Source organism: Nostoc sp. UIC 10607, from assembly GCF_047228265.1.
Lineage (GTDB): Bacteria > Cyanobacteriota > Cyanobacteriia > Cyanobacteriales > Nostocaceae > Nostoc > Nostoc foliaceum_A.
Window position 1 is genome coordinate 285,325 of sequence record NZ_JBIQNW010000001.1, and the last position, 19,728, is coordinate 305,052.

Sequence of the window (19,728 nt, forward strand, 5' to 3'; positions counted from 1 at the left end):
ATTATGCAATCTAAAGTTTTTAAATCAGACAACTATATATATGAATGTAAATCAGCTACAGGTGACATTGGTGGTTCAATAGAATTATCATCTCTAAAACCAGAAGTTGAAAAGCTAAAAAGACGTTGGTCAAGAGAAGGGACACCAAAAGCATACTATTATGTTTTCCCTGCTAATTTAATTAGTAATGAATGTAGAAAGTATTTAGATGAATTAAAGTTCCAATATAGAGGAGAAGTTGATATTAATTATTATGATTATCAACAAGTTCAAAGACTTATACATAGTCTAGCAAAGTTAAGTGATATGCAATCACTTGTTGATTACATTAGACAAGCTGGTGGAATATAATGTCACAGAAGTTTCAATTCTATAAATTACAAGTATTTTCAGAAAAAACAACTCAAGGTTTTGCCGAAAATAATGTTTATGAATCCATAAAAGCTTTGTTCAAAGGCAGTGAACATATTTCATCAGAAATGAAGGAAGAATATTTTGAAAATGTCCAACTAGATTCCATAGATATTACATACTCCGAATTTGAAAAAAACAACCCAGAATTTGATAAAGATTTAAAATATCTTTATGAACCCCAAAAAATTGTTTTTTTTATGGTGGATCATATAATTTGGTCTGGAATTCAAGAAATAGTAGATAATACAATTAAAAAAAAATACCAAAAAAAAACTCAATCCGATACAGCACAAAGACTGAACGAAATATCTAGGATAAGCGAAGACTATAATATTCTATTGAATCTATTTGATCGCAAGTTACTATTTGTCTTTATTTTCTAGTAATTCGTTTTATTGCCAGAATCGTGTAACAGTAATCAAATGTAGTGTACTAGCTGCGTGATTTACACAGTTTGTAGATAGAGCGATCGCTGGCTCAACTCAATAGACTTTTTACAGGAGTAAAGTCTCTGTGTTTGAAATAGATTTATCTGTAAGCTGCTTTTAAATAAATCTTGTTTTGCTCTAAATTAAGATCCAACAGGCTTCCATCCTTTCCTATAGCGATATAACAGTTTCAGCAGATTGGCTCGACGCATTACGAGGGCGAAGATGTAAGGTGATTTCCGTATCGAGCCGCTTGAGGAAAATGAGGAGTTTGCCCTCGCTGAACCGTTGAAACTCTCCTTTCATCAAATGAGATACTTCTGGCTGGGGAATGCCAAGAAGTTCGCTGATTTCGCGCTGTTTCAGGTTGCGTTGAGAAAGGAGGCGCAGTACCTGAATCCCTATCTTTCCTCGCATAAAAAGTTCCGAAGCATCCTCTAAACCGAGATCAGCGAATACATTGCCACTGCTTTCTTCAAAAACGGGTTCCTGTGTCATTGTTGTTTCTCCCTTACCACTGCGTCCTCATAGCGTTGTTTAATCAGGTCAACATCAGCCTGTGGGGTTTTAATACTCTGCTTTGATTTCTTCTGAAAAGCGTGCAGGACATAGATTTTCTCTCCAATCTTTACCCCATAAACTGCCCTGTAAGTATCGGTATCGTAGCGTTTGACGATATTCATGCAAAAAATCGTATCCGATCCAAAAATAATAATGGGCAAACCTGTCATTTCAGGAACTCGTATTACAGTTGAGTTAATTCTTGAAAAACTTGCTGCGGGTGAAACACCTGAGCAAATACTCGAAGCGCATCCGCGACTTACCGATGAAGGGATTAAAGCAGCTTTGGCATTTGCAGTGGCTGTAATTAGCTCATCTGAGTAAATATTGCCAAAATTCCCGATAGACATAAAATATGCGTTTTCAAGAAACGCCGATTCAATAAAATTCACTTATGATGAATTATGTATATACGTATAATTTTACGTACTATTGATATGGTGCCAATAGGGATTTTTTGGAGACATGACTGAGCAGAATTTTTATGCAGTACTGTTTTCCAGCGACTACGGTAAAAATAAAATCCCTATAACCTCCTATTGCTCAAGGTCTTAGGGATTTTTTTGATTACGGGACTGGTGCGGCTCGAACGCACGACCTGACGCTTAGGAGGCGTCCGCTCTATCCAACTGAGCTACAACCCCAATTACGAAGCATATATAATTATAGCAGTAGTTTTAGCGAGACTGCCAACAATCATCCCAAGAGCCACCACCTATTTCTAAACCACAAAGAAAACTTTCTGCTTTCAAGATTATTTTAGAGTTTCTCCCATTTACTTCTCGTAACTCTAAATTTAACTTTCCTTGCATGGTGTCTCGGCAACAGTATCTTAAACCTTCTGCTGTGGGCGCACGCAGAGGTGTACCAGGTAAATCTGTGGTTCCTGTCAATTCAATTTCATAATTAAAGTTGGTCGCTTTCATTTGCCATTTACCCCAAGGCTGAATTTCCCAATCTACTTGGGAATTCCAGGGAACGAATTCATAAAACTTACCTTGATAGTGCAACCCAATCATCGCTACAGATTCCATCCACCACAGCACACCCCGCCGCCCACCGCCAGCAGTTAGCGCTAAGTCGGGTTCGCCTTCAAAGCAATTACAATTTATCCAAAACCATTTTTGGGGAAAAGCACCACCCCAATTTTTCTCGCCGTAGGCTGGGGCGTTGGTGAATTCGTAAATTTTGCCATTCCAGTCAATCTTCCCACTGGCTAAACCGTGAGCCATCAAAATTTGCCATCCAGGTTCAAATATCTGCGAGAATGACAGCCAACCTGCGGTTGATTGCTGAATGCTATTTTGATTACCCCAACCGTATACTGGTTGAATTTCATACTCCCAACGGCAATAATTATTGGTGGCGCGATCGCAAATTATCCCCTGATTCAAGGTTGCTGTAGCTTGATAACCCTCTTGAACATGATGCTCAAACTCTGCTGGAAGCAGGTATAGAGGAGAAATTTGCAAATCTGTTTTACCCCAATGGCCTAAACCCAGGACATCTCGACTACCCCAAAATTTCTTCACATCAGGAAAAGTACGACATAAATACTCATCATCTGGGCCGAGGATTTGGGCTGCACCACCACTGTGGGGTTTACCGCCGATGGGATCTTCAATGGAGTACATAAAGGCGAATGTTTGCCCAATTTCTGGCAATGTGATGCGGTAATACCAGCCTTCAAAAAAGCGGCGACTACTACCATCCCAGTGATAACCAGAATGGGGCGTTTGGGTTGATTGGAGGAGATTTAGGGGAATAGTTAACATATATCTATATAGTTGCCGATTTTTTCAGTATGCGCGATGACCTCGATATTAATCATGCTTATGAAATTCTTGGGCTGGAACCCGGTGCATCACAAGCACAAGTAAAGCGAGCTTACCGTCAACTGGTGAAAATTTGGCATCCCGATCGCTTTTTTGAGCAAAAGCAAAAACAGGAAGCTGAGGAAAAAATCAAATCAATTAACGCAGCTTACAATAAGCTCAAATCTGAAAGTCTATCCGAACCTCCAATTCCTGAAAATCCATCTTCATCTTCGCCTAAAAATCCCACAAAAATATCTGTCAATCGGTGGGATGCAGAAACTTTCTATACTTTAGGAGTAGAGAATGCCACGGAGGGAAGGTATGAGGATGCGATCGCAGATTTTACCCACGCAATTCGTCTCAATCCTCACTATGTTGACGCATATAAATACCGTGGGCTAGTTTGCTCTCAACTGGGATACGAATATAGAGCCGCTTCCGATTTAAATAAAGCTGCACAAATAGAAGAAGAGTTAAGAAATCCGGGCGCTGCACGTAAATCGCGATCGCCTAGATATGTATCCAAACCTAGACCTCTAGTAGAAAGATTTTGTCAGAGGATTAAAAAGATATTACGGCTAAATCGGCGTTGGAGATAAAAAGCAAATATAGTTTAAGACGCTTCAGACAGCGACACCATATCTTGAGTTAGATAATACTTATATTAGGGAATACTAAATATAGGAAGATTTGCTGCTGATTTATTTAATATTCTTAAATATACAAGATTTAATTTCTGTACGCACTCTCAAAGGTCATTCAAATAAGGTAATGCAAGTTATGGCAGGTGGATACAGGCAATGAACTCTGTACTTTTTCAGCAGATGAAGATGTAGTTTATTCCGTTTCCTTTAGCCCAGATGGTAAGACGCTGGCTAGTGGCAGTGGGGATAAAACTATTACCATATTCCCCATCAGTAAAGCTGTCACTCTTTTATAAATGACCTTTAAATATAATTTATTCTTGTTTATTAAAAATTTAAATAACTGAAGCAAATTACTAGATTTTTCATCTACACATTACCTAACAGTTTAATAGCATCCATCTTTGGGACACTCTTTCTCTTGATTAGGTATTAACTTCCTACAGATAGAGCCACTTTATGATCTCAGAGGTTATCTTGAGAATCACCAACAGTCGCGTAGCAAATAAAACTCAACATTTATCAGCAACATATATTTTTCAACTGAGTAAAACCTCTTGTTTTTACAAAGCTTTAGTTTGTCAACATTATATCGAGGAGTGAAATCAACAGCTATGTCTATTCCCAATGAACACGAAAGCAAAAACAGTGAAGTTAAGCAAGAATCTTACACTGATATTAATGGTAATACTCACACTGACTTAACGCGAACCACTGAAACAGTAAAGAACAGCACAGCTAATCCTAACTCTTACACTAACGGTTACGTACAAGGTCGAAATACTGAGCGTAGCAATCAGCAAGCTGATTTAGCCGAGCGTGACAATAACAATGCTAGTGGTGGTTTGCTGTTAGGTATTATTATTACTTCCCTGCTTAGTTTGGTTGTAGGTGGAGTCTGGTACTTCAACCAGCAGAATAACGCTGCGGTTAAAACGACTGTGCCGGTCGTGGTTCCTGTACCGAATAATAGTATTCCAACTCCTAGTGCTTCTCCTCAACCACAAACGAAGATAATCGAAACAATCAGGGAAGTACCTGTTCCTGTCCCTGTTCCACAACAGCAGGTTATACCTCCATCTGCACCTCGCCAACCGGATATTAACATTACTATTCCACCCCAGCAGCCTGCGGCAGAAAAAGCGCCTTCTGCAATCCAGCCAAGCCCGAAAGCAACACAAAGTCCGGCGACGAGTCCAACTAGTATTACTCCTAGTTCGCAGAACGAGACTTCTAATACTGTCGCTCCAGGTACGAAAAGTGATACCTCTAAAACCACTCCACCTCAAGGAGTAGATCAGCCAAACAGTACATCTAATAGTGGTTCTTCCACCGCAGATGATACTACTACAGGGGGTTCTGCTCAATAACGGCTTCTGGACTTTCAGCCCACTTGATAATGCTGGCATTAACGCCAACATCTACCAAGTGGGAATATTCTTAAGCAATATTTCTGAATTGTTGCGATAAATTAATGGTATTCAAGTTTGGTAAACATATCTTGTAGCTAAACAAACATGATGCTAGATTAAGAGCAGGGTACAAACAGGTTAAAAGTTACCAAAAACTTTCAAGTTAGAGCCTGTACCTCCTGCTCTAATATTCTTGCGATCGCTCTGAAGTTGTGGCATCCATTGAATGTGTTTCGCCTTAAGTTCAATGAGTTGTTTTGGAGGTTTTAAAACGCACTGCCAGAAAATGCCTGCCTAGTTGGAATGTTAGGATGTGCAATTCTGAGTATAGCGATCGCGAATACTGTCCACCTTAGTCGAGTTACTTACTTCTGAATTCTCCAATCTTCAAGAAACCGCCCCAAGCTGCTGATATTTATCCATCGTAGCTTCCGGCGGTTTCTGCTTTGAGTAAATAAAAAAATTTAGAATTGTTAATGACTAAAGAACGTGGATTAAATAAAATGCAAAACTTCATTCTGTCTCTAGCTTCCCTCTCCTTGTAAAGGAGAGGGATTGAGGGTGAGGTAAGTGAGGGGCATAAATTGTATGTTATTTAATTCTTATTCCTAACTAAAGTAATTACAGTCACTTCTGGCGGACAAAATAAACGTCCTGGTTTATAAGTTCCTAAACCCCGATTGACATATAGTTGATTTTCTTCTACTTGGTGAAAGCCTTGCGCCCACTCCCAATATCGCACCACTTTAGAACAGTCTCCCAGGAAAAATGTTACCCAACGCCGCAATTTTTTGGGAATTTGTTTGAGTAGTTTTTTATAATAGAGTACTAAAGGGCCAATACCAGGAATTACGATGTGACCACCGTGAGTATGACCAGATAGTTGCAAATCTACGCGCCATTGTTGCAATATCTTGGCCGTATCTGGGTTATGGGATAAAACAATGCGGGGTGTAACAGAATCTAGTTGATTCATGACTGGTGCGGGTTGAAATTCCCGTGACCAATAATCAGCTAGTCCTACCAATGGTAATTCTGTTCCTAGTGGATAGGCGATTTCGTTCCAAAGCACATGCACACCAATGCTAGTTAACGCCTGTGTCACTTCTGCTTTTGAGTGGCTGTAATAGATATCGTGATTACCAAGTACGGCGTAGATACCACAGCGGCTTTGCAGATGTTTGAGTCGAAGCACCAATTGGTGAATTGGTGTCGGATCGTCAGTTACGTAGTCACCAGTTAATAAAATTAAATCTGGTTCAGCTTCGTTAGTAAGTGCGATCGCTTTTTCTAACATATCTTCCGACAGCCGCAAGCCATCGTAGTGAAAATCCGACAACTGCACTAACGTTGTACCTTGTAAAGATGCTGGAAGTTCCGCAATCTTAACCGTTATTTTATCTACTCTTAAATGTCCCGTAAATAACCAATGCATAAGGCAACCGATACTCCTCATACCAGCGCTTACAGCTTACCAAAAATCAAAATGTAACTGGATAAACTGCAATAATTTATGTCATATACTCCAAATATAATTAACTAATTAGCTGAAATATGAAAGCTAAACTAAAAAACCTTGCTTTAATTTGCAGGGATTCTTTAGCTAGAAAACCTGCTGTGATGGCGTTCTTTAATTTTGAAATTTGAATTACTTACTCACCTTGTAGGGTGATTATAGTAACTTCTGGGCGGCAAAATAAGCGTCCTGGGAGGTAAGTTCCCAAACCACGATTGACATATAGCTGATTTTTTCCTACCAGATGAAAACCCTGTGCCCATTCCCAATGGTTGACTACAGAAACATTTACTTCCAAAAATGGCACTCGACGGCGCATTGCTAGGGGCATTTTTTTTGCAATCTTGCTATAAACCAATGCCGCCGGGCCAAGTCCGGGAATCACAATTTGACCACCGTGAGTATGACCAGATAATTGTAAATCAACTCGCCATGCTTGCAGTATCTCCGCAGTATCTGGGTTGTGGGATAAAACGATGCAGGGTGTGTCGGGGTTTAGTTGATTCATGACTGGTGCGGGTTGAAATTCCCGTGACCAACTATCCGCCAGTCCAACAAGTGGCAATTCTTTACCTAGTGGATAGGCAATTTCGTTCCAAAGGACGTGAATTCCAATGCTAGTAAGGGCATCTGTAACTTCTGCTTTTGCGGGTTTGTAATGTATATCGTGATTGCCAAGAACAGCATAGATACCACTGTGACTTTGCAGATATTTCAGTCGAAGTACCAATTGGTGAATCGGCGTAGGATCGTCAGTTACGTAGTCACCAGTTAATAAAATTAAATCTGGTTTAGCTTCGTTAGTAACTGCGATCGCTTTTTCTAACATATCTTCCGACAGCCGCAAACCATCGTAGTGGAAATCTGACAACTGCACCAGTTTCTTACCTTGTAACGATGCAGGCAATCCTGCAATGTTAACCGTCAATTTCTCTATACTCAACGGCCCAGATAACAACCAATGCATAAGACGTTCAATAAACTTTAATCATAGCGCTTACAGCTTAACGAAACATCATCGCTTTGTGTGTAGCGACCAGTGCAACTTATTGAAAATTTCATGAAAACTGTAGATTCTATTTCTTTAAAAGACGGGAGTTAGTAATTCATGTTACATCTATAAATCAACTATACACTTAGGACTGATTTTGGTAGAGTATACTGTATTACATACTACTGGATTAAACAGCATTGGCATTAATGAGAACTCCTTTACCACTGGGGTATAGATATACTCGAAAATCCAGAAAATCCTGCCAGTAGATTAGCATTTGATCTGGTTGGCGGAAGATGTTACCCGCGTGAAGATTTTATTAGCTTAGTAGATTACATTGAAAGAGAAGCTGGTATAGGAATTCTTAGAACTAATTAAGAATTTTAAGAAAAATTTACACTTAGCGATCGCACGATATATATTAGATTATTATCAATAATCAAAAAAATAGCACCAGCCTCTTATAAAGGTGGCGCTATTTTTTTGATTTAATTCACAATAGTTAAATGAATTTCCTAAATTCCCCTCATTCATTATATGCAACTTGCTTTTATACAGCACTGCGGCGAGTTAATAAGTTCCACAGGAAAACTGCAACAATTGCACCAAGAACTGCTACTGCAATACCAGGAATACTAAGACTTGGAGCTGCTAAACTTAACGTTCCTGTACTGAAGAATACGCCTAAGCTACCGCCAACAAAAGCACCGATGATTCCTAGTAAGATTGTTCCTAGAATTCCGCCACCTTGATGACCGGGGTAGATAGCTTTTGCGATCGCACCAGCAATTAGACCTAAAACAATCCAAGCAAGAATATTCATTGTTATTAATTTGGTAAACGTTTTTCACTCACAAATGCATATTACTATTCTTAATCTTTTGATTCCATCTACCATCAGAATTAATCATTTATATCCATAAGGAATAGTTTAATTGCAACTAGGTTTTTTCATATGTGGCCCCATTGAGTTAGATGATTAATAAAAAAAAGCTCCTAGTCGGTCTTCAACTAGGGGCTTATCAAACTATTGCTTGGTAATTGCAGTATATGCATTTTTAATTAGCTCTCTCCTCTACTAGAAGAATTAAGCTGAGTTTTCAAAGACTGTCTCTAAAGTAATGTAACGGTAACTGAATAGACTTTTTGTTGTTTATATGCAAAATCTCATAACTTGATACAAGAAGCAAGTTTAAGAGCCGATGACTGCTACTATGTCACGCTTGTATTGGGGAATAGGGACTATTGAGTGGGAAAATTTGCTTGATATTAGCCCAATCCATGATCCCTAATCCCCTATCCCTAATTCCCAGTCAAAATGCTTAATCAAATTTGGTTATCACAATTGCAAAAACATCGTGCGATCGCAGTCATCCGCGCCTCTCAAGTCGAAGCGGGACAGCAAATGGCAATGGCTGTAGCATCTGGGGGAATGCAGTTAATTGAGATTACCTGGAATAGCTCGCGCGCTGGGGAATTGATCAGTCAACTACGCTCAGAATTACCAGCCTGTACTATTGGGACTGGTACGCTATTCAATGTGCAACAGCTACAAGAAGCGATCGCATCTGGGGCGCAATTCCTCTTCACACCCCACGTTGACCCCGCAATGATTCAAGCAGCACAAGAAAAAGATGTGCCCATTATCCCAGGAGCGCTGACTCCTACAGAAATTGTTACCGCCTGGAGTCAGGGGGCTAGTTGTGTAAAAGTGTTTCCCGTGCAAGCAGTGGGAGGAGCTGAGTATATCAAAAGTTTGCAAGGGCCGCTGGGTCAGATTCCTTTAATTCCTACTGGTGGCGTGACTCTCGAAAATGCTAAAGAATTTTTGCAAGCGGGAGCGATCGCTGTCGGTTTGAGCGGTGAATTATTTCCCAAAAAGCTTGTCACAGAGCGAAATTGGGAAGCGATCGCATCTGGGGCAAGAAAGCTGATACAACAGTTAGGTTAACTTAGAATCAAATCATCAAAAGTTCACGTCTATTAAAGTAATAGATAGGGAAATAAAGGTGAAAACTGATAAGTTTCTCAAGGCTTCATGATTTAAGTGTGAGTGTATCTAAAATGAACAAACTGATTAATCCTGACTGGGTGCGTCGCTTACAAATACTCCTCAGTGGTACAGCGCTGTCCTTAAGTGTTTTTACTACTACTGGAACGAGTGAAGTTTGGGCGAATTCTAAAAATCAAGTAATTGCACAAACAATCCAGACATTACAAAAATCGGAGAAGCGCTGGATTCAAATTGATCTTTCAAAGCAACGGTTAATAGCTTGGGAAGGTGACAGAGTGGTTTATGGAAGTGCTATTTCCTCTGGCAAAAAGTCTACTCCCACTCTTATTGGTACTTTTAATATTCAATCCAAGCTCAAAACTACACGGATGCGGGGAAGGGGCTACGACGTTCCAAACGTTCCTCATGCGATGTTTTACCAAGGTAACTACGGTATTCACGGTGCTTATTGGCATAAAAGGTTTGGTACTCCAGTCAGTCACGGCTGTGTAAATCTCGCGCCTAAACATGCTAAATGGATATTTGAGTGGGCATCAGTAGGGACACCAGTAGTCATCCAGAAATAGTAAGTGAAGCAGCCAAAAGGCAATTTAGGCAAAATCATTAATAACAACGAATCAAGACAATTGGGTGATTCCCAGCATAAAATATTGCTGGGAATCTTCGGAGTCGGAATTACTGAATTTGAAATAAAATATAGAAGAGGGCATTTAACAATTTGCCCAAAAAATAACCGTAAATCCTGACAATTCCTGTGTGAAATTAAAAATGCAAATATAAATTTGGGGAAAGTTTGTATTTAGGCATTTAAATGACAGATTTTTTGTAAAGGTGTCCTTTGTAATTAGTCATTGGTCATTAGTTCAACTCATCATTTAATCAAAGACAAATGACAAATGTGCAAATTGGATGCAGATTAGCTTAGGACTTGTTTTGAAAAGCATTAGCGGATGAATTGCGTAAATCCTTGACAGGAAGCGAGTAATCGATCTGGAAATGTGTAGTTTTCTAGAAAATTACTTCACTTCATAATTTTTGCGTAGTTTAGAAGGTGAGGCATAATGCAATCTTGGATTCGCAGTGGTAAGATTCGTTCTTCAGGAACTTTTTGTACAGGCGTGGCCCTGATGGTGACAACTTTATTTTCTTGGTCATCACCTTTAGCAGGTACACCCAACTTTACTACAGCAACAGCCGCGTCAGTTAATGAAAACAGCATCACTGCATCTAATATTAGGCAAACATCCCAACCTCGCTGGATCGAAATTGACTTGTCAGAGCAACGCTTACGTGCATGGGAAGGTAAAAGGCTTGTTTATTCATACCGCATTTCTGGAGGCAAGCGATCGACCCCTACACCCATAGGTAGATTTCGGATTAATTCTAAGTATCGCACTCACCGGATGCGAGGCAGGGGCTACAATATTCCTGACGTTCCTTACACAATGTATTTCTACAGAGGCTACGCCATCCACGGCGCTTACTGGCATAATCGTTTTGGGACTCCAGTTAGCCACGGTTGCGTAAATTTACCTGTTAAGCAAGCTCGCAATCTTTACAACTGGGCTAGGAATGGAACTTTAGTAGTGGTACGGAAATAATTCGTAATTCGTAATTAAGAGTTGCAATTCTGCCTGTGATGTACGGACGGGTGCGTTCACTGTCAACTTAAGCTAAAAGCCTTTTCAAATCTCGTTTCCAGCCTCTGGGCTGGAAATGCAGCTCCTGGCGGCAGCCCCAACGATGGGTATTCCCAGTCGCAGACTGGGAACGAGGTAAGAGATAATCTTTAAAAGCTGGTTTTAGACTGGCTTTCACGTTAAGTTGACACCAATAACATCTGTACGCGCCAGGTATTTTAACCTACATCATCATGGGCAAAGCGATTAAATAAGAAGTCTAACGCATAGTTACGGAGTTGGTAATATTGAGGATCTTCCATGATGCGGGCGCGATCGCGTGGTCTTGCAAAGGGAATTTCCATCACTTCCCCAATTTTCGCATGAGGCCCATTAGTCATCATCACCAATTTATCTGCCAAAAATAGCGCCTCATCAATATCATGGGTAATCATCAGCACAGTACAACGATTATCACCCCAGATTTTCAGCAATTCTTCCTGTAATTCTTCCTTGGTAATCGCATCTAGCGCCCCAAAAGGTTCATCTAAAATCAGCACTTTCGGACGAATAGCCAAAGCACGGGCGATAGAAACCCGCTGTCTCATCCCTCCAGACATTTGCATGGGCTTCTTTTCCATTGCGTCACCTAATCCCACCATTGCCAAATGTTCCCGGACAATTGCCCGCTTTTCTGCTTCTGGCTTGGTGGGGTAAACTGCATTTACAGCCAGATAAATATTTTCAAACGCAGTCCGCCAAGGTAACAAGGCATAGTTTTGAAACACAACCATTCTATCTGGGCCAGGCTTGGTAATTGGTTCTCCTTCTAATAGCACTTGTCCAGATGTGGGAAAGTTAAAACCAGAAACCATATTTAACAGCGTCGATTTACCGCAGCCAGAGTGGCCGATAACGCAAAGAAATTCACCTTGTTCAACGTTGAGGTTAACACCATCAAGGACGGTGAATGGCCCTTTCTTGGTGGGATAGACTTTGGAAACATCCTTAATTTCTAGGAACGGCTGACGGCTAATTATGCTTGTAGCGGTGTTGGTATTTCTTAAGTTGCGGTTTTGCATTTTGAATTATGAATTGTGAGTTTTGAATTGATTAAGCTGCTGTTCTTCTGGGTGCATCTAGAACAACTTCGGCTATGGAAAAATCGCGTTTAATTTCTAACCCGTTAAGATAACTAATTGGATCGTCGGCGTTGAAGGGTTTACCATCAAATAGTTGAATAGGTTGCCGGGTGTAACTAATATCTAAACCCAATTCTCTAGCAGCGGTACTGAAAACACGAACTCGACAAACTCGTTCAACAATTTCTACCCAATTTCTGGGGAAAGGAGTGTCACCCCAACGCGCCAATTGAGTCATAATCCAAATTTGTTCAGTCCGACTGGGACGGTTAATGGCAGACTCAGAATAAAATTGGTGATGGGCATACTCGCGCATCGGATGGTCTAAGTCACAGGTAGCGCCATTGACATCTTCAAGTTGGATATACTGAATATCTGTGCTGACATATTCCCGACTTGCTAAAATTTGCCGAATTTCTTGGGCATTGGCAGGATTTGCACAATATTGGCAAGCTTCTAGTAAGGCTTTGGTTAAAGCAATATGCGTATTAGGATAAGTTTCTGCCCAATCTTCTCGCACACCCAGAACTTTACCGGGGTGCCCTAACCAAACTTCTAAGTCGGTAGCAATGGTAAAGCCTGAACCTTCTACCGCCGCGCGATAATTCCAAGGTTCGCCGACGCAATAACCGTCAATGGTTGCACCTTTTAAGTCTACTACCATCTGGGCGGGCGGGATATTTTTCATAGCCACATCATTGTCGGGGTCAATTCCACCTGCTGCTAACCAATAACGTAGCAATAAGTTGTGCATGGATGCAGGATGGACTACGCCCATTCTGTGTTGTTGTTCGCGGGTTTTGAGAAGGTAGTTTTTGAAGTCGGATAAGCTGTGTACACCTTGATCGTAAAAGCGTTTGGCTAAGGTGATGGCGTTACCGTTGCGGGTCATGGTCAGGGCGGTGACAACGGGTAAGGGTTCATTTTTATGCCCTCCCAAACTTAACCACATTGGCATCCCTGATGGCATTTGTGCTGCATCTAAATAGCCGCCTGTCATCCCATCCACGATTCCCCGCCAACTGCTTTCTCGGACTAAGTTGACTTCATCTAAGCCATGTTTGACGAAAAAGCCTTTTTCTTTGGCTATAGCTAAGGGGGCGCAAGCGGTCAGAGGTAAGAAGCCAATATCTAAATTAACTTTTTCTAAACCATGACGAGCGATCGCGGTGGTTTTTCTCGCCCGAATTTTTTTGATGCGTTTTTGTTGGTTAAGGAAGTAAATCATTTCACTCCGCAAGCTGTAGTAACTGGGATGTTCTACTACTTCCATGCGTTTGCGGGGTCTGGGAATATCGACTTCTAAAATGTCACCAATTTTCGATTGTGGCCCGTTGGTTAACATCACAATTCTGTCAGATAACAACACGGCTTCGTCTACGTCGTGTGTCACCATAACTGCGGTAACTTGGTTTTCTTCGCAAATTTGCATTAATTGTTCTTGCAAGTTACCGCGAGTCAGCGCGTCTAATGCACCGAAGGGTTCGTCTAATAGTAGTAGTTTAGGACGAATCGCTAAAGCGCGAGCGATCGCTACCCGTTGTTTTTGTCCACCCGATAACATTCCCGGTTGTTTATCAGCATGGGGACGCAAACCCACCATATCTATATGTTTTTCGACTATGGCTTTGCGTTCGGCTGCTGGCATTCCATTTAAGACTGAATCTACAGCTAAGGCAATATTTTCTCTGACTGTCCGCCAAGGTAAGAGAGAATAATTTTGGAAAACCACCATGCGATCGGGTCCTGGTTTGGTGATTCTTTGCCCTTCCAAAGTCACAAGACCTTCTGTTGGTAAATCCAACCCGGCAATCATATTTAAAAGAGTGGATTTCCCGCAACCGGAGTGACCGATAAGAGAAACAAATTCGCCTTTTCTAATTTGTAAATCAATACCTTTGAGGGCAATATATTGTCCACCACCGCTTAATTCAAAAACTTTATCAATTCGGTCAACTGCAACAAATATAGACATAGGTTTCAATTCAAGATTCAAAATCAAAATTCAAAGTTCAAAATTAAATATTGGGGATGGTTGATTGCTAATAGTTTGACCAGTCCCCAGCCCCCGATTCCTACTTTTGTTCAGTAGGTAAAATCCAGTTTTGTAGCGCAGCCATTAGTTTATCTAGTATTAGACCAACAACACCGATATAAACTAGAGCTAAAATAACTTCGCTGACGTTGTTATTTTGATAAGCATCCCAGATAAAAAAGCCAATTCCCACAATACCGGACATGACGATTTCTGCTGCGATAATCGCTAACCAAGCCAAACCAATGGCAATTCTTAAACCAGTAAAAATGTAGGGTAGTGCTGAGGGAATAAGAATGTTGAGAAAGTATTCTTTGCGGCTTAATTGCAGAACTTTGGCAACGTTGTTGTAATCTTGGGGGATTTGAGTTACACCCACCGCAGTATTAATTAGAATCGGCCAAATTGCAGTGATGAAAATCACGAATAACGCTGCTGGTTCGTTTTGGCGTAAAGCTGCTAATGAAATAGGAACCCAAGCTAAAGGCGGTACAGTTCTTAGCAACTGAAACAGAGGGTCTAAAGCCTTGGACATGGTTTTATTCACACCAATCAAAACACCCAATCCAATACCAACAATCGCCGCTAAGGTATAACTAATAGCAACCCGTTGCAGACTAGCAAAAATTTGCCAAAAAAGACCTTTATCAGTCCCTCCTTTGTCATAGAAGGGATACAAAATCAAGATCCAGGTGTCTTGAATAACTTGGATTGGCCCAGGTAATGTAGCACCTGGAGTCCAAGAAAATAATTGCCAAATAACTAGAAAGATAAGTAACGCAGTCGCAGGAGGAACAAGATTAGGAAATTGCTTTTGCAAACTTGATAAAAAGCTATTATCAAATTTAGGACTTGTGGAACGTTTTTGGGCTAAGATCATGGATGTTTCCTCAAATTTATTAATGACTAATGATTAAACGCTGGCTTTTTTTATTTTCAGACTTTTGAGATATTCTTCTGGCTTCTCTGGGTCGAATTTCACGCCATCAAAAAATTCTTCTACTCCACGAGACGTACTGGTGGGAATGTCAGCAGCAGGCACACCTAATTCTTTAGCAGCTTCTCTCCAAATATCTTCGCGATTAACTTTTTTGATTAATTCTTTGGCTTTGGCTGCACCGTTGTCTATATAATCTTTGGGCAAAAATCCCCAACGCACGTTTTCTGTGATGAACCACAAATCATGACTTTGGTAAGGATAAGAAACACTGCCTTTTTCATCTTTCCAATAATAAGCAGCCATTGATTTATCATCAATTTTGCGACCATCACCCATGTCATATTTACCTTGGAATGGGTCAGCAAGAACTTCTGGTGAAGATAAACCAAAATACTTTTTAACAGCAAGAATTTGCGCTGCTTCTTTACGGTTTTCAAACTTATCTAACCATTGCTGGGCTTCCATGATGCCTTTGAGTAAAGCTTTTGTGGCTTTGGGATTTTGGTCAACCCAATCACCTCTCATGGCAAAATATTCTTCGGGGTGATTTTTCCAAATTTCGGCGGTTAATGCAGCCATGAAGCCAATTTTGTCGTTGACGAGGCGAAATGGCCAGGGGTCGCCGGTGCTGAAAGCATCCATTGTACCGGTTTTCATGTTGGCGACGGTTTGCGCCGCCGGTACGGTCAGCAATTTGACGTCTGCATCTGGGTCGATTCCACTTGCTGCTAACCAGTAACGAATCCACAAGTCTTGGTTAACGTGGGGGAAGGTAAAGGCGGCGGTGAAGGGTGTGGAAGATTTGAGTTGCGCTAATAAGGGTTTAGCAGTATCGAGTTTTAAGCTAATACCTTTGTCTAAATGCTTATTAGCGATCGCAATTCCGTTACCATGTGTAATTAACTGCGCCAAGACATACATCGGAATTGGTTGATTACCCTTGGTAATTTTACCTTCTGTAATTAAATGTGGCATGGGCATTTGCCATTGACCGCCATCAATACCACCTCCAACAGAACCAATTTCTACGTTATCTCTTGCTGAACCCCAAGAAGCTTGCTTAGAAAGTTCTACATCTGTCATTCCATACTTGGCAAAAAAGCCTTTTTCTTTAGCAATAATTAGTGGTGCAGCTTCAACAATGGGGATATATCCAAGCTTGGCTTTTGTGGTTTCTGGTTTTTGTTCTGGGCTAATATTAACTACTGCTTGAACGGACGATGTTGTAGAAGCGCCAGCATTACCACCAGGTTCAGGTGGATTTCCTAAACAACCTTTCAGGAATACAGCACTTGCTGAAGCTGCTGCTGTGGCAATAAATTTACGACGAGAAACTTGATTAAAAAATTCTGTCATAACATCTCCTTAACTAAAAATTTTATTTTTTAACCATGAAGAATCAGGCAAGATAACAACGTGTTTTCTCGCTCTTTAACTGAAATTATCCATTTCTATCTAGGTATTAAAAATCAGCCATTTTTCTGCAAAAAAGGCTTGCTTGTATACCTGGAACCCTGGTTTAATTTCTTGATGTGGTGTGACGAAGGGACATCACTTAACTAATTGAAATTAGTTTACAGGTTTTTTTGTGAAAGTTGTCAAATATGAAGCGGAATTATTAAATAAATATTAGATTAGACATATAAGTAAAAGCTTATATATCTGCTTAAATTATGCCTGACTTCTCTACTCTATAGATTTATATTTATGATAACTATTATATTTAAATTATGGTTATGTCTTTTTTGACTTAATTAATTAGTACAACCAAGAAATTCATATATTTGATGCAATGATAACTATCAGATATAGTAATCCGCTTTGATTTGGAGAATTTATTTGCGTGGTGCGCGTTGGCGTTGGCGTTGGCGAAGCCTCTCGAAGAGAAGCCTCTCGAAGAGAAGCGTCTCGCAGAGAAGCGCAGCGTAAGCGCGATAGGCAGAGGCAAAGAGAAAACAAGCTTTTTGTTTGAAGGCTTCAAATTTTTACCTGAAGGGAATGCTTTCAGAAATGTTACGAAAATCTCTGCCAGAAATAGCTAAAACAGCGGGGCTAAAATCAACGTTGATCAACTTTATAGTTTGAGAAACTGGATTGAATAACCTAACTCTTGTGTACTGAAATGGGCAGAAAGAGTTTCCTCAATAGTTCTGAGTGCGTAGGCGTAGCCCGTCGTAGACATCGCAGTTGAAGAAATATTTTACGGACTGACATCCAAGCCCAACCCTAGAATTCAAATATGGTTCGAGAGCTTTTTGGAAAATTACTGTCAAGTACTGCCCATCACCATTGAAATTGCCAAGCGCTCCGGGGAATGGCGAGGTCAACTAAGATTAAGTGGGAAAACACACACCCAAGCAGATATGATGATTGCTACTACTGCTCAAATTCATCAATTGACCTTAGTAAGGTGCAACATATTGGATGCCGATGGCTGCGGTATCCCACTTTTAAATCCTTTTAGTTAATTAACTCAACTGTGCAACAAGTTGATTTTCCAACAGCGTATCATTTGTCAACAAGTCTTCAACGGTGATTCGCAAAAAGCGTTGCTCATCAACTTGAAAGAGAATTTTGATGCGATCGCTTCCAGGATATCCGGCTGGTGTCAGTTGGGCAATTGTCCTGGCACCTTCTTGATCGTTGAGGGGTTTGACGCTGGTTTCAGTATTGTCCATACGGCGAGTAATTAAGTGATCGCCATCAAAATAAACTTCAGTACTACCCGTATCTGCTCCCAATTCTCCCATAATTAGTTCAATGCTGGGCTGATTTTCCACTGAAGCGCCTAAGACTAATTCCACTGGCTGACTCATTGGGTATGCCTGTCCAGCTTTAATCAGAGAATGCCATTTGTGACGCTGATTGCGACGATCCCAGTAGCGGATACCATAACTATGATACAAAAAGTCTTTGATTTGTATCCCTTGAGCTAGCTGTAATGCACCTTGAGCGATCGCTTCAAAGGGACGTTCGCAACGGATTTTTTCTGGTTCAAAATACTGTTTTATCCATGTCTGCACTGCCGGCAATTGCACTGTCCCACCAACTAACAAAACTGCATTAATATCTGGAAGTTCTATTCCTTGCCGTCTTGCTTGCTGCAACAGCGTCGTCATTGACTCATCCAGTAACTCAAAAAATGCATGTTCTTTGAGGATATTTTCAAAAGTATCACGGTTTAATTCCAGTTCATAGCTTTCAAATGTCTCATCATCAAAATAAACTTCACTCGCTTGGTTTTGAGTTGATAGCTGAATTTTCACCCGTTCTGCCAATCTTGTTGTCAACGGACTTACCGCCAACTCTTGAGTTTTGGCAAAGTAATCTACTAACCAATTATCAATATCAGTACCACCCAAATTTTGCCCAGCTTTCGCCAGGACACGGGCAGTTTTGACTTTTTGTTTTGAATCTTCAGCTAAGGACTTATTACCCCACTTGAGGATAAATCCCAGGGGTTTTGTGGTTGCTTGCCCGCCTTGATCCAGCCGGACAAGGGACAAGTCCAAAGTGCCACCACCAAAGTCAATCACTAAGAGAATTTCTTGATCTGCCAAGCCATAACCCAAGGCGGCGGCTGTGGGTTCATCTAGCATTCGCACCTGTTCGACAGGCAGAGCTTGACAAACTTTCCCCAACCAGTGACGATAAGCTTCAAAACTGTCTACGGGTACGGTTAATACAAGAGAATCTAAGCCACCTTCCAGGGGTGCTAGTTCTTCAATTACTTGGGTGAGGAACCATTGCCCTACTTGTTCAAAGGTGACAATTTGCCCATCTAGTTCGGGTAAAAAACCTTGGATATCTGCACCAATACCCCGCTTAAAGCTGCGAAAAAATCTAGTTTCGCCTTTGAGGTCAAGACCGCGATCGCGTACTTGTTGCCCTACTAAAACTTTATTTTGGGTTGCGTCTTCAACATAAACCAAGCTGGGAATCAGTGGCGGATTGAGATTTTGTTTAATTGATAAACCTCGCAGAGTCAGGGTTTCTGGCTGCTGGGTTACAGGATTCCAACGAGCAATGACTGTGTTGCTAGTACCAAAATCGATTGCGATCGCCATATTTTATATTTATTCTCTCGCACGAAGAGGCCAAAGCTGCTTTATCTGTGATTATTCTCTATATGGCATCAACAATGCAATTGATAATCTAACGGTCGTTTGGGGAAATTAAGGAGGCGCTGCCT

At 40.9% G+C, this 19,728-nt stretch carries 21 protein-coding genes and 1 tRNA gene; 10 read left to right on the top strand and 12 right to left on the bottom strand.

The annotated features are described in order from the left end of the window. Nucleotides 1-3: 3 nt before the first annotated feature. Together ACEYW6_RS01090 and ACEYW6_RS01095 are read left to right on the top strand one after the other, a co-directional pair. A complete protein-coding gene (locus ACEYW6_RS01090) occupies nt 4-351 on the top strand; it encodes a hypothetical protein (protein WP_412978301.1) in 348 nt (115 codons plus the stop codon). Further along, complete coding sequence (locus tag ACEYW6_RS01095) at nt 351-797, top strand: hypothetical protein (protein WP_412978302.1); 447 nt, start codon at nt 351-353, stop codon at nt 795-797. The genes ACEYW6_RS01090 and ACEYW6_RS01095 overlap by 1 nt, the downstream gene beginning before the upstream one ends. A gap of 216 nt (nt 798-1,013) precedes the next feature. Here ACEYW6_RS01095 and ACEYW6_RS01100 read toward each other — a convergent pair whose 3' ends face one another. Together ACEYW6_RS01100 and ACEYW6_RS01105 are read right to left on the bottom strand one after the other, a co-directional pair. Beyond that, complete coding sequence (locus tag ACEYW6_RS01100) at nt 1,014-1,340, bottom strand: helix-turn-helix domain-containing protein (protein ID WP_190940210.1); 327 nt, start codon at nt 1,338-1,340, stop codon at nt 1,014-1,016. After that, nucleotides 1,337-1,525 carry a type II toxin-antitoxin system RelE/ParE family toxin gene (locus ACEYW6_RS01105; RefSeq protein WP_412978303.1) on the bottom strand — a complete coding sequence of 63 codons (189 nt, stop codon included), beginning with the start codon at nt 1,523-1,525 and terminating at the stop codon, nt 1,337-1,339. The genes ACEYW6_RS01100 and ACEYW6_RS01105 overlap by 4 nt, the downstream gene beginning before the upstream one ends. On the opposite strand from ACEYW6_RS01105, the gene ACEYW6_RS01110 reads away from it, so the two are divergent. Then, the gene (locus tag ACEYW6_RS01110; RefSeq protein WP_412978304.1) at nt 1,524-1,727 is read left to right on the top strand and encodes a DUF433 domain-containing protein; all 204 of its coding nucleotides are present in this window, start codon (nt 1,524-1,526) and stop codon (nt 1,725-1,727) included. The genes ACEYW6_RS01105 and ACEYW6_RS01110 overlap by 2 nt on opposite strands. 246 nt (nt 1,728-1,973) lie before the next feature. On the opposite strand, the gene ACEYW6_RS01115 is transcribed toward ACEYW6_RS01110, so the two are convergent. Both ACEYW6_RS01115 and ACEYW6_RS01120 read right to left on the bottom strand, forming a co-directional pair. After that, nucleotides 1,974-2,047, bottom strand: a tRNA-Arg gene (locus tag ACEYW6_RS01115). A 33-nt stretch (nt 2,048-2,080) separates the two neighbouring features. Beyond that, entirely contained in the window at nt 2,081-3,178 is a 1,098-nt protein-coding gene (locus ACEYW6_RS01120) for a tocopherol cyclase family protein (protein WP_412978305.1), read from the bottom strand. Between the two features lie 29 nt (nt 3,179-3,207). Here ACEYW6_RS01120 and ACEYW6_RS01125 point away from each other — a divergent pair, with 29 nt between their 5' ends. From ACEYW6_RS01125 to ACEYW6_RS01135, 3 genes are all read left to right on the top strand, one after another. After that, the gene (locus tag ACEYW6_RS01125) at nt 3,208-3,819 is read left to right on the top strand and encodes a J domain-containing protein (RefSeq protein ID WP_412978306.1); all 612 of its coding nucleotides are present in this window, start codon (nt 3,208-3,210) and stop codon (nt 3,817-3,819) included. A 188-nt stretch (nt 3,820-4,007) separates the two neighbouring features. Further along, entirely contained in the window at nt 4,008-4,160 is a 153-nt protein-coding gene (locus ACEYW6_RS01130; RefSeq protein WP_412978307.1) for a WD40 repeat domain-containing protein, read from the top strand. Between the two features lie 318 nt (nt 4,161-4,478). After that, on the top strand, nt 4,479-5,234 hold the full coding sequence (locus ACEYW6_RS01135) for a hypothetical protein (RefSeq protein ID WP_412978308.1): 756 nt from the start codon (nt 4,479-4,481) through the stop codon (nt 5,232-5,234). 637 nt (nt 5,235-5,871) lie between these two features. On the opposite strand, the gene ACEYW6_RS01140 is transcribed toward ACEYW6_RS01135, so the two are convergent. From ACEYW6_RS01140 to ACEYW6_RS01150, 3 genes are all read right to left on the bottom strand, one after another. Then, nucleotides 5,872-6,711 carry a metallophosphoesterase gene (locus ACEYW6_RS01140; protein WP_412978309.1) on the bottom strand — a complete coding sequence of 280 codons (840 nt, stop codon included), beginning with the start codon at nt 6,709-6,711 and terminating at the stop codon, nt 5,872-5,874. 217 nt (nt 6,712-6,928) lie between these two features. Continuing rightward, entirely contained in the window at nt 6,929-7,759 is an 831-nt protein-coding gene (locus tag ACEYW6_RS01145; RefSeq protein ID WP_412978310.1) for a metallophosphoesterase, read from the bottom strand. Nucleotides 7,760-8,336: 577 nt separating this feature from the next. Beyond that, entirely contained in the window at nt 8,337-8,609 is a 273-nt protein-coding gene (locus ACEYW6_RS01150; protein ID WP_412978311.1) for a GlsB/YeaQ/YmgE family stress response membrane protein, read from the bottom strand. Nucleotides 8,610-9,104: 495 nt separating this feature from the next. On the opposite strand from ACEYW6_RS01150, the gene ACEYW6_RS01155 reads away from it, so the two are divergent. The 3 genes from ACEYW6_RS01155 to ACEYW6_RS01165 all read left to right on the top strand — a co-directional run bounded on the left by ACEYW6_RS01155 (nt 9,105) and on the right by ACEYW6_RS01165 (nt 11,401). Continuing rightward, nucleotides 9,105-9,737, top strand: a complete 633-nt coding sequence (locus ACEYW6_RS01155; RefSeq protein WP_412978312.1) for a bifunctional 4-hydroxy-2-oxoglutarate aldolase/2-dehydro-3-deoxy-phosphogluconate aldolase — start codon at nt 9,105-9,107, stop codon at nt 9,735-9,737. 113 nt (nt 9,738-9,850) lie between these two features. Then, nucleotides 9,851-10,366, top strand: coding sequence for a L,D-transpeptidase (locus ACEYW6_RS01160; protein WP_412978313.1), 516 nt, complete (start codon nt 9,851-9,853; stop codon nt 10,364-10,366). Between the two features lie 495 nt (nt 10,367-10,861). Continuing rightward, a complete protein-coding gene (locus ACEYW6_RS01165) occupies nt 10,862-11,401 on the top strand; it encodes a L,D-transpeptidase (RefSeq protein WP_190890837.1) in 540 nt (179 codons plus the stop codon). Between the two features lie 257 nt (nt 11,402-11,658). Here ACEYW6_RS01165 and ACEYW6_RS01170 read toward each other — a convergent pair whose 3' ends face one another. The 4 genes from ACEYW6_RS01170 to ACEYW6_RS01185 all read right to left on the bottom strand — a co-directional run bounded on the left by ACEYW6_RS01170 (nt 11,659) and on the right by ACEYW6_RS01185 (nt 16,892). Further along, complete coding sequence (locus ACEYW6_RS01170; protein WP_412978314.1) at nt 11,659-12,501, bottom strand: nitrate ABC transporter ATP-binding protein; 843 nt, start codon at nt 12,499-12,501, stop codon at nt 11,659-11,661. Nucleotides 12,502-12,532: 31 nt separating this feature from the next. Next, on the bottom strand, nt 12,533-14,536 hold the full coding sequence (locus tag ACEYW6_RS01175; RefSeq protein WP_412978315.1) for a nitrate ABC transporter ATP-binding protein: 2,004 nt from the start codon (nt 14,534-14,536) through the stop codon (nt 12,533-12,535). 100 nt (nt 14,537-14,636) lie between these two features. After that, entirely contained in the window at nt 14,637-15,476 is an 840-nt protein-coding gene (ntrB, locus tag ACEYW6_RS01180) for a nitrate ABC transporter permease (RefSeq protein WP_412978316.1), read from the bottom strand. 33 nt (nt 15,477-15,509) lie between these two features. Further along, entirely contained in the window at nt 15,510-16,892 is a 1,383-nt protein-coding gene (locus ACEYW6_RS01185; RefSeq protein WP_412978317.1) for a CmpA/NrtA family ABC transporter substrate-binding protein, read from the bottom strand. A gap of 824 nt (nt 16,893-17,716) precedes the next feature. Here ACEYW6_RS01185 and ACEYW6_RS01190 point away from each other — a divergent pair. Further along, nucleotides 17,717-18,004 (top strand): PIN domain-containing protein, encoded by a 288-nt coding sequence (locus ACEYW6_RS01190; RefSeq protein ID WP_412978435.1) that lies wholly within the window; start codon nt 17,717-17,719, stop codon nt 18,002-18,004. Here ACEYW6_RS01190 and ACEYW6_RS01195 read toward each other — a convergent pair whose 3' ends face one another. Beyond that, the gene (locus ACEYW6_RS01195) at nt 18,005-19,603 is read right to left on the bottom strand and encodes an Hsp70 family protein (RefSeq protein WP_412978318.1); all 1,599 of its coding nucleotides are present in this window, start codon (nt 19,601-19,603) and stop codon (nt 18,005-18,007) included. Nucleotides 19,604-19,728: the final 125 nt, after the last annotated feature.

Excerpts from the sequence above, each read along its gene's own strand:
- ACEYW6_RS01090 (WP_412978301.1), top strand. The coding sequence starts at position 4 with ATGCAATCTAAAGTTTTTAAATCAGACAACTATATATATGAATGTAAA.
- ACEYW6_RS01095 (WP_412978302.1), top strand. The coding sequence starts at position 351 with ATGTCACAGAAGTTTCAATTCTATAAATTACAAGTATTTTCAGAAAAA.
- ACEYW6_RS01100 (WP_190940210.1), bottom strand. The coding sequence starts at position 1,340 with ATGACACAGGAACCCGTTTTTGAAGAAAGCAGTGGCAATGTATTCGCT.
- ACEYW6_RS01110 (WP_412978304.1), top strand. The coding sequence starts at position 1,524 with ATGCAAAAAATCGTATCCGATCCAAAAATAATAATGGGCAAACCTGTC.
- ACEYW6_RS01105 (WP_412978303.1), bottom strand. The coding sequence starts at position 1,525 with ATGAATATCGTCAAACGCTACGATACCGATACTTACAGGGCAGTTTAT.
- ACEYW6_RS01120 (WP_412978305.1), bottom strand. The coding sequence starts at position 3,178 with ATGTTAACTATTCCCCTAAATCTCCTCCAATCAACCCAAACGCCCCAT.
- ACEYW6_RS01125 (WP_412978306.1), top strand. The coding sequence starts at position 3,208 with ATGCGCGATGACCTCGATATTAATCATGCTTATGAAATTCTTGGGCTG.
- ACEYW6_RS01135 (WP_412978308.1), top strand. The coding sequence starts at position 4,479 with ATGTCTATTCCCAATGAACACGAAAGCAAAAACAGTGAAGTTAAGCAA.
- ACEYW6_RS01140 (WP_412978309.1), bottom strand. The coding sequence starts at position 6,711 with ATGCATTGGTTATTTACGGGACATTTAAGAGTAGATAAAATAACGGTT.
- ACEYW6_RS01145 (WP_412978310.1), bottom strand. The coding sequence starts at position 7,759 with ATGCATTGGTTGTTATCTGGGCCGTTGAGTATAGAGAAATTGACGGTT.
- ACEYW6_RS01150 (WP_412978311.1), bottom strand. The coding sequence starts at position 8,609 with ATGAATATTCTTGCTTGGATTGTTTTAGGTCTAATTGCTGGTGCGATC.
- ACEYW6_RS01155 (WP_412978312.1), top strand. The coding sequence starts at position 9,105 with ATGCTTAATCAAATTTGGTTATCACAATTGCAAAAACATCGTGCGATC.
- ACEYW6_RS01160 (WP_412978313.1), top strand. The coding sequence starts at position 9,851 with ATGAACAAACTGATTAATCCTGACTGGGTGCGTCGCTTACAAATACTC.
- ACEYW6_RS01165 (WP_190890837.1), top strand. The coding sequence starts at position 10,862 with ATGCAATCTTGGATTCGCAGTGGTAAGATTCGTTCTTCAGGAACTTTT.
- ACEYW6_RS01170 (WP_412978314.1), bottom strand. The coding sequence starts at position 12,501 with ATGCAAAACCGCAACTTAAGAAATACCAACACCGCTACAAGCATAATT.
- ACEYW6_RS01175 (WP_412978315.1), bottom strand. The coding sequence starts at position 14,536 with ATGTCTATATTTGTTGCAGTTGACCGAATTGATAAAGTTTTTGAATTA.
- ntrB (WP_412978316.1), bottom strand. The coding sequence starts at position 15,476 with ATGATCTTAGCCCAAAAACGTTCCACAAGTCCTAAATTTGATAATAGC.
- ACEYW6_RS01185 (WP_412978317.1), bottom strand. The coding sequence starts at position 16,892 with ATGACAGAATTTTTTAATCAAGTTTCTCGTCGTAAATTTATTGCCACA.
- ACEYW6_RS01195 (WP_412978318.1), bottom strand. The coding sequence starts at position 19,603 with ATGGCGATCGCAATCGATTTTGGTACTAGCAACACAGTCATTGCTCGT.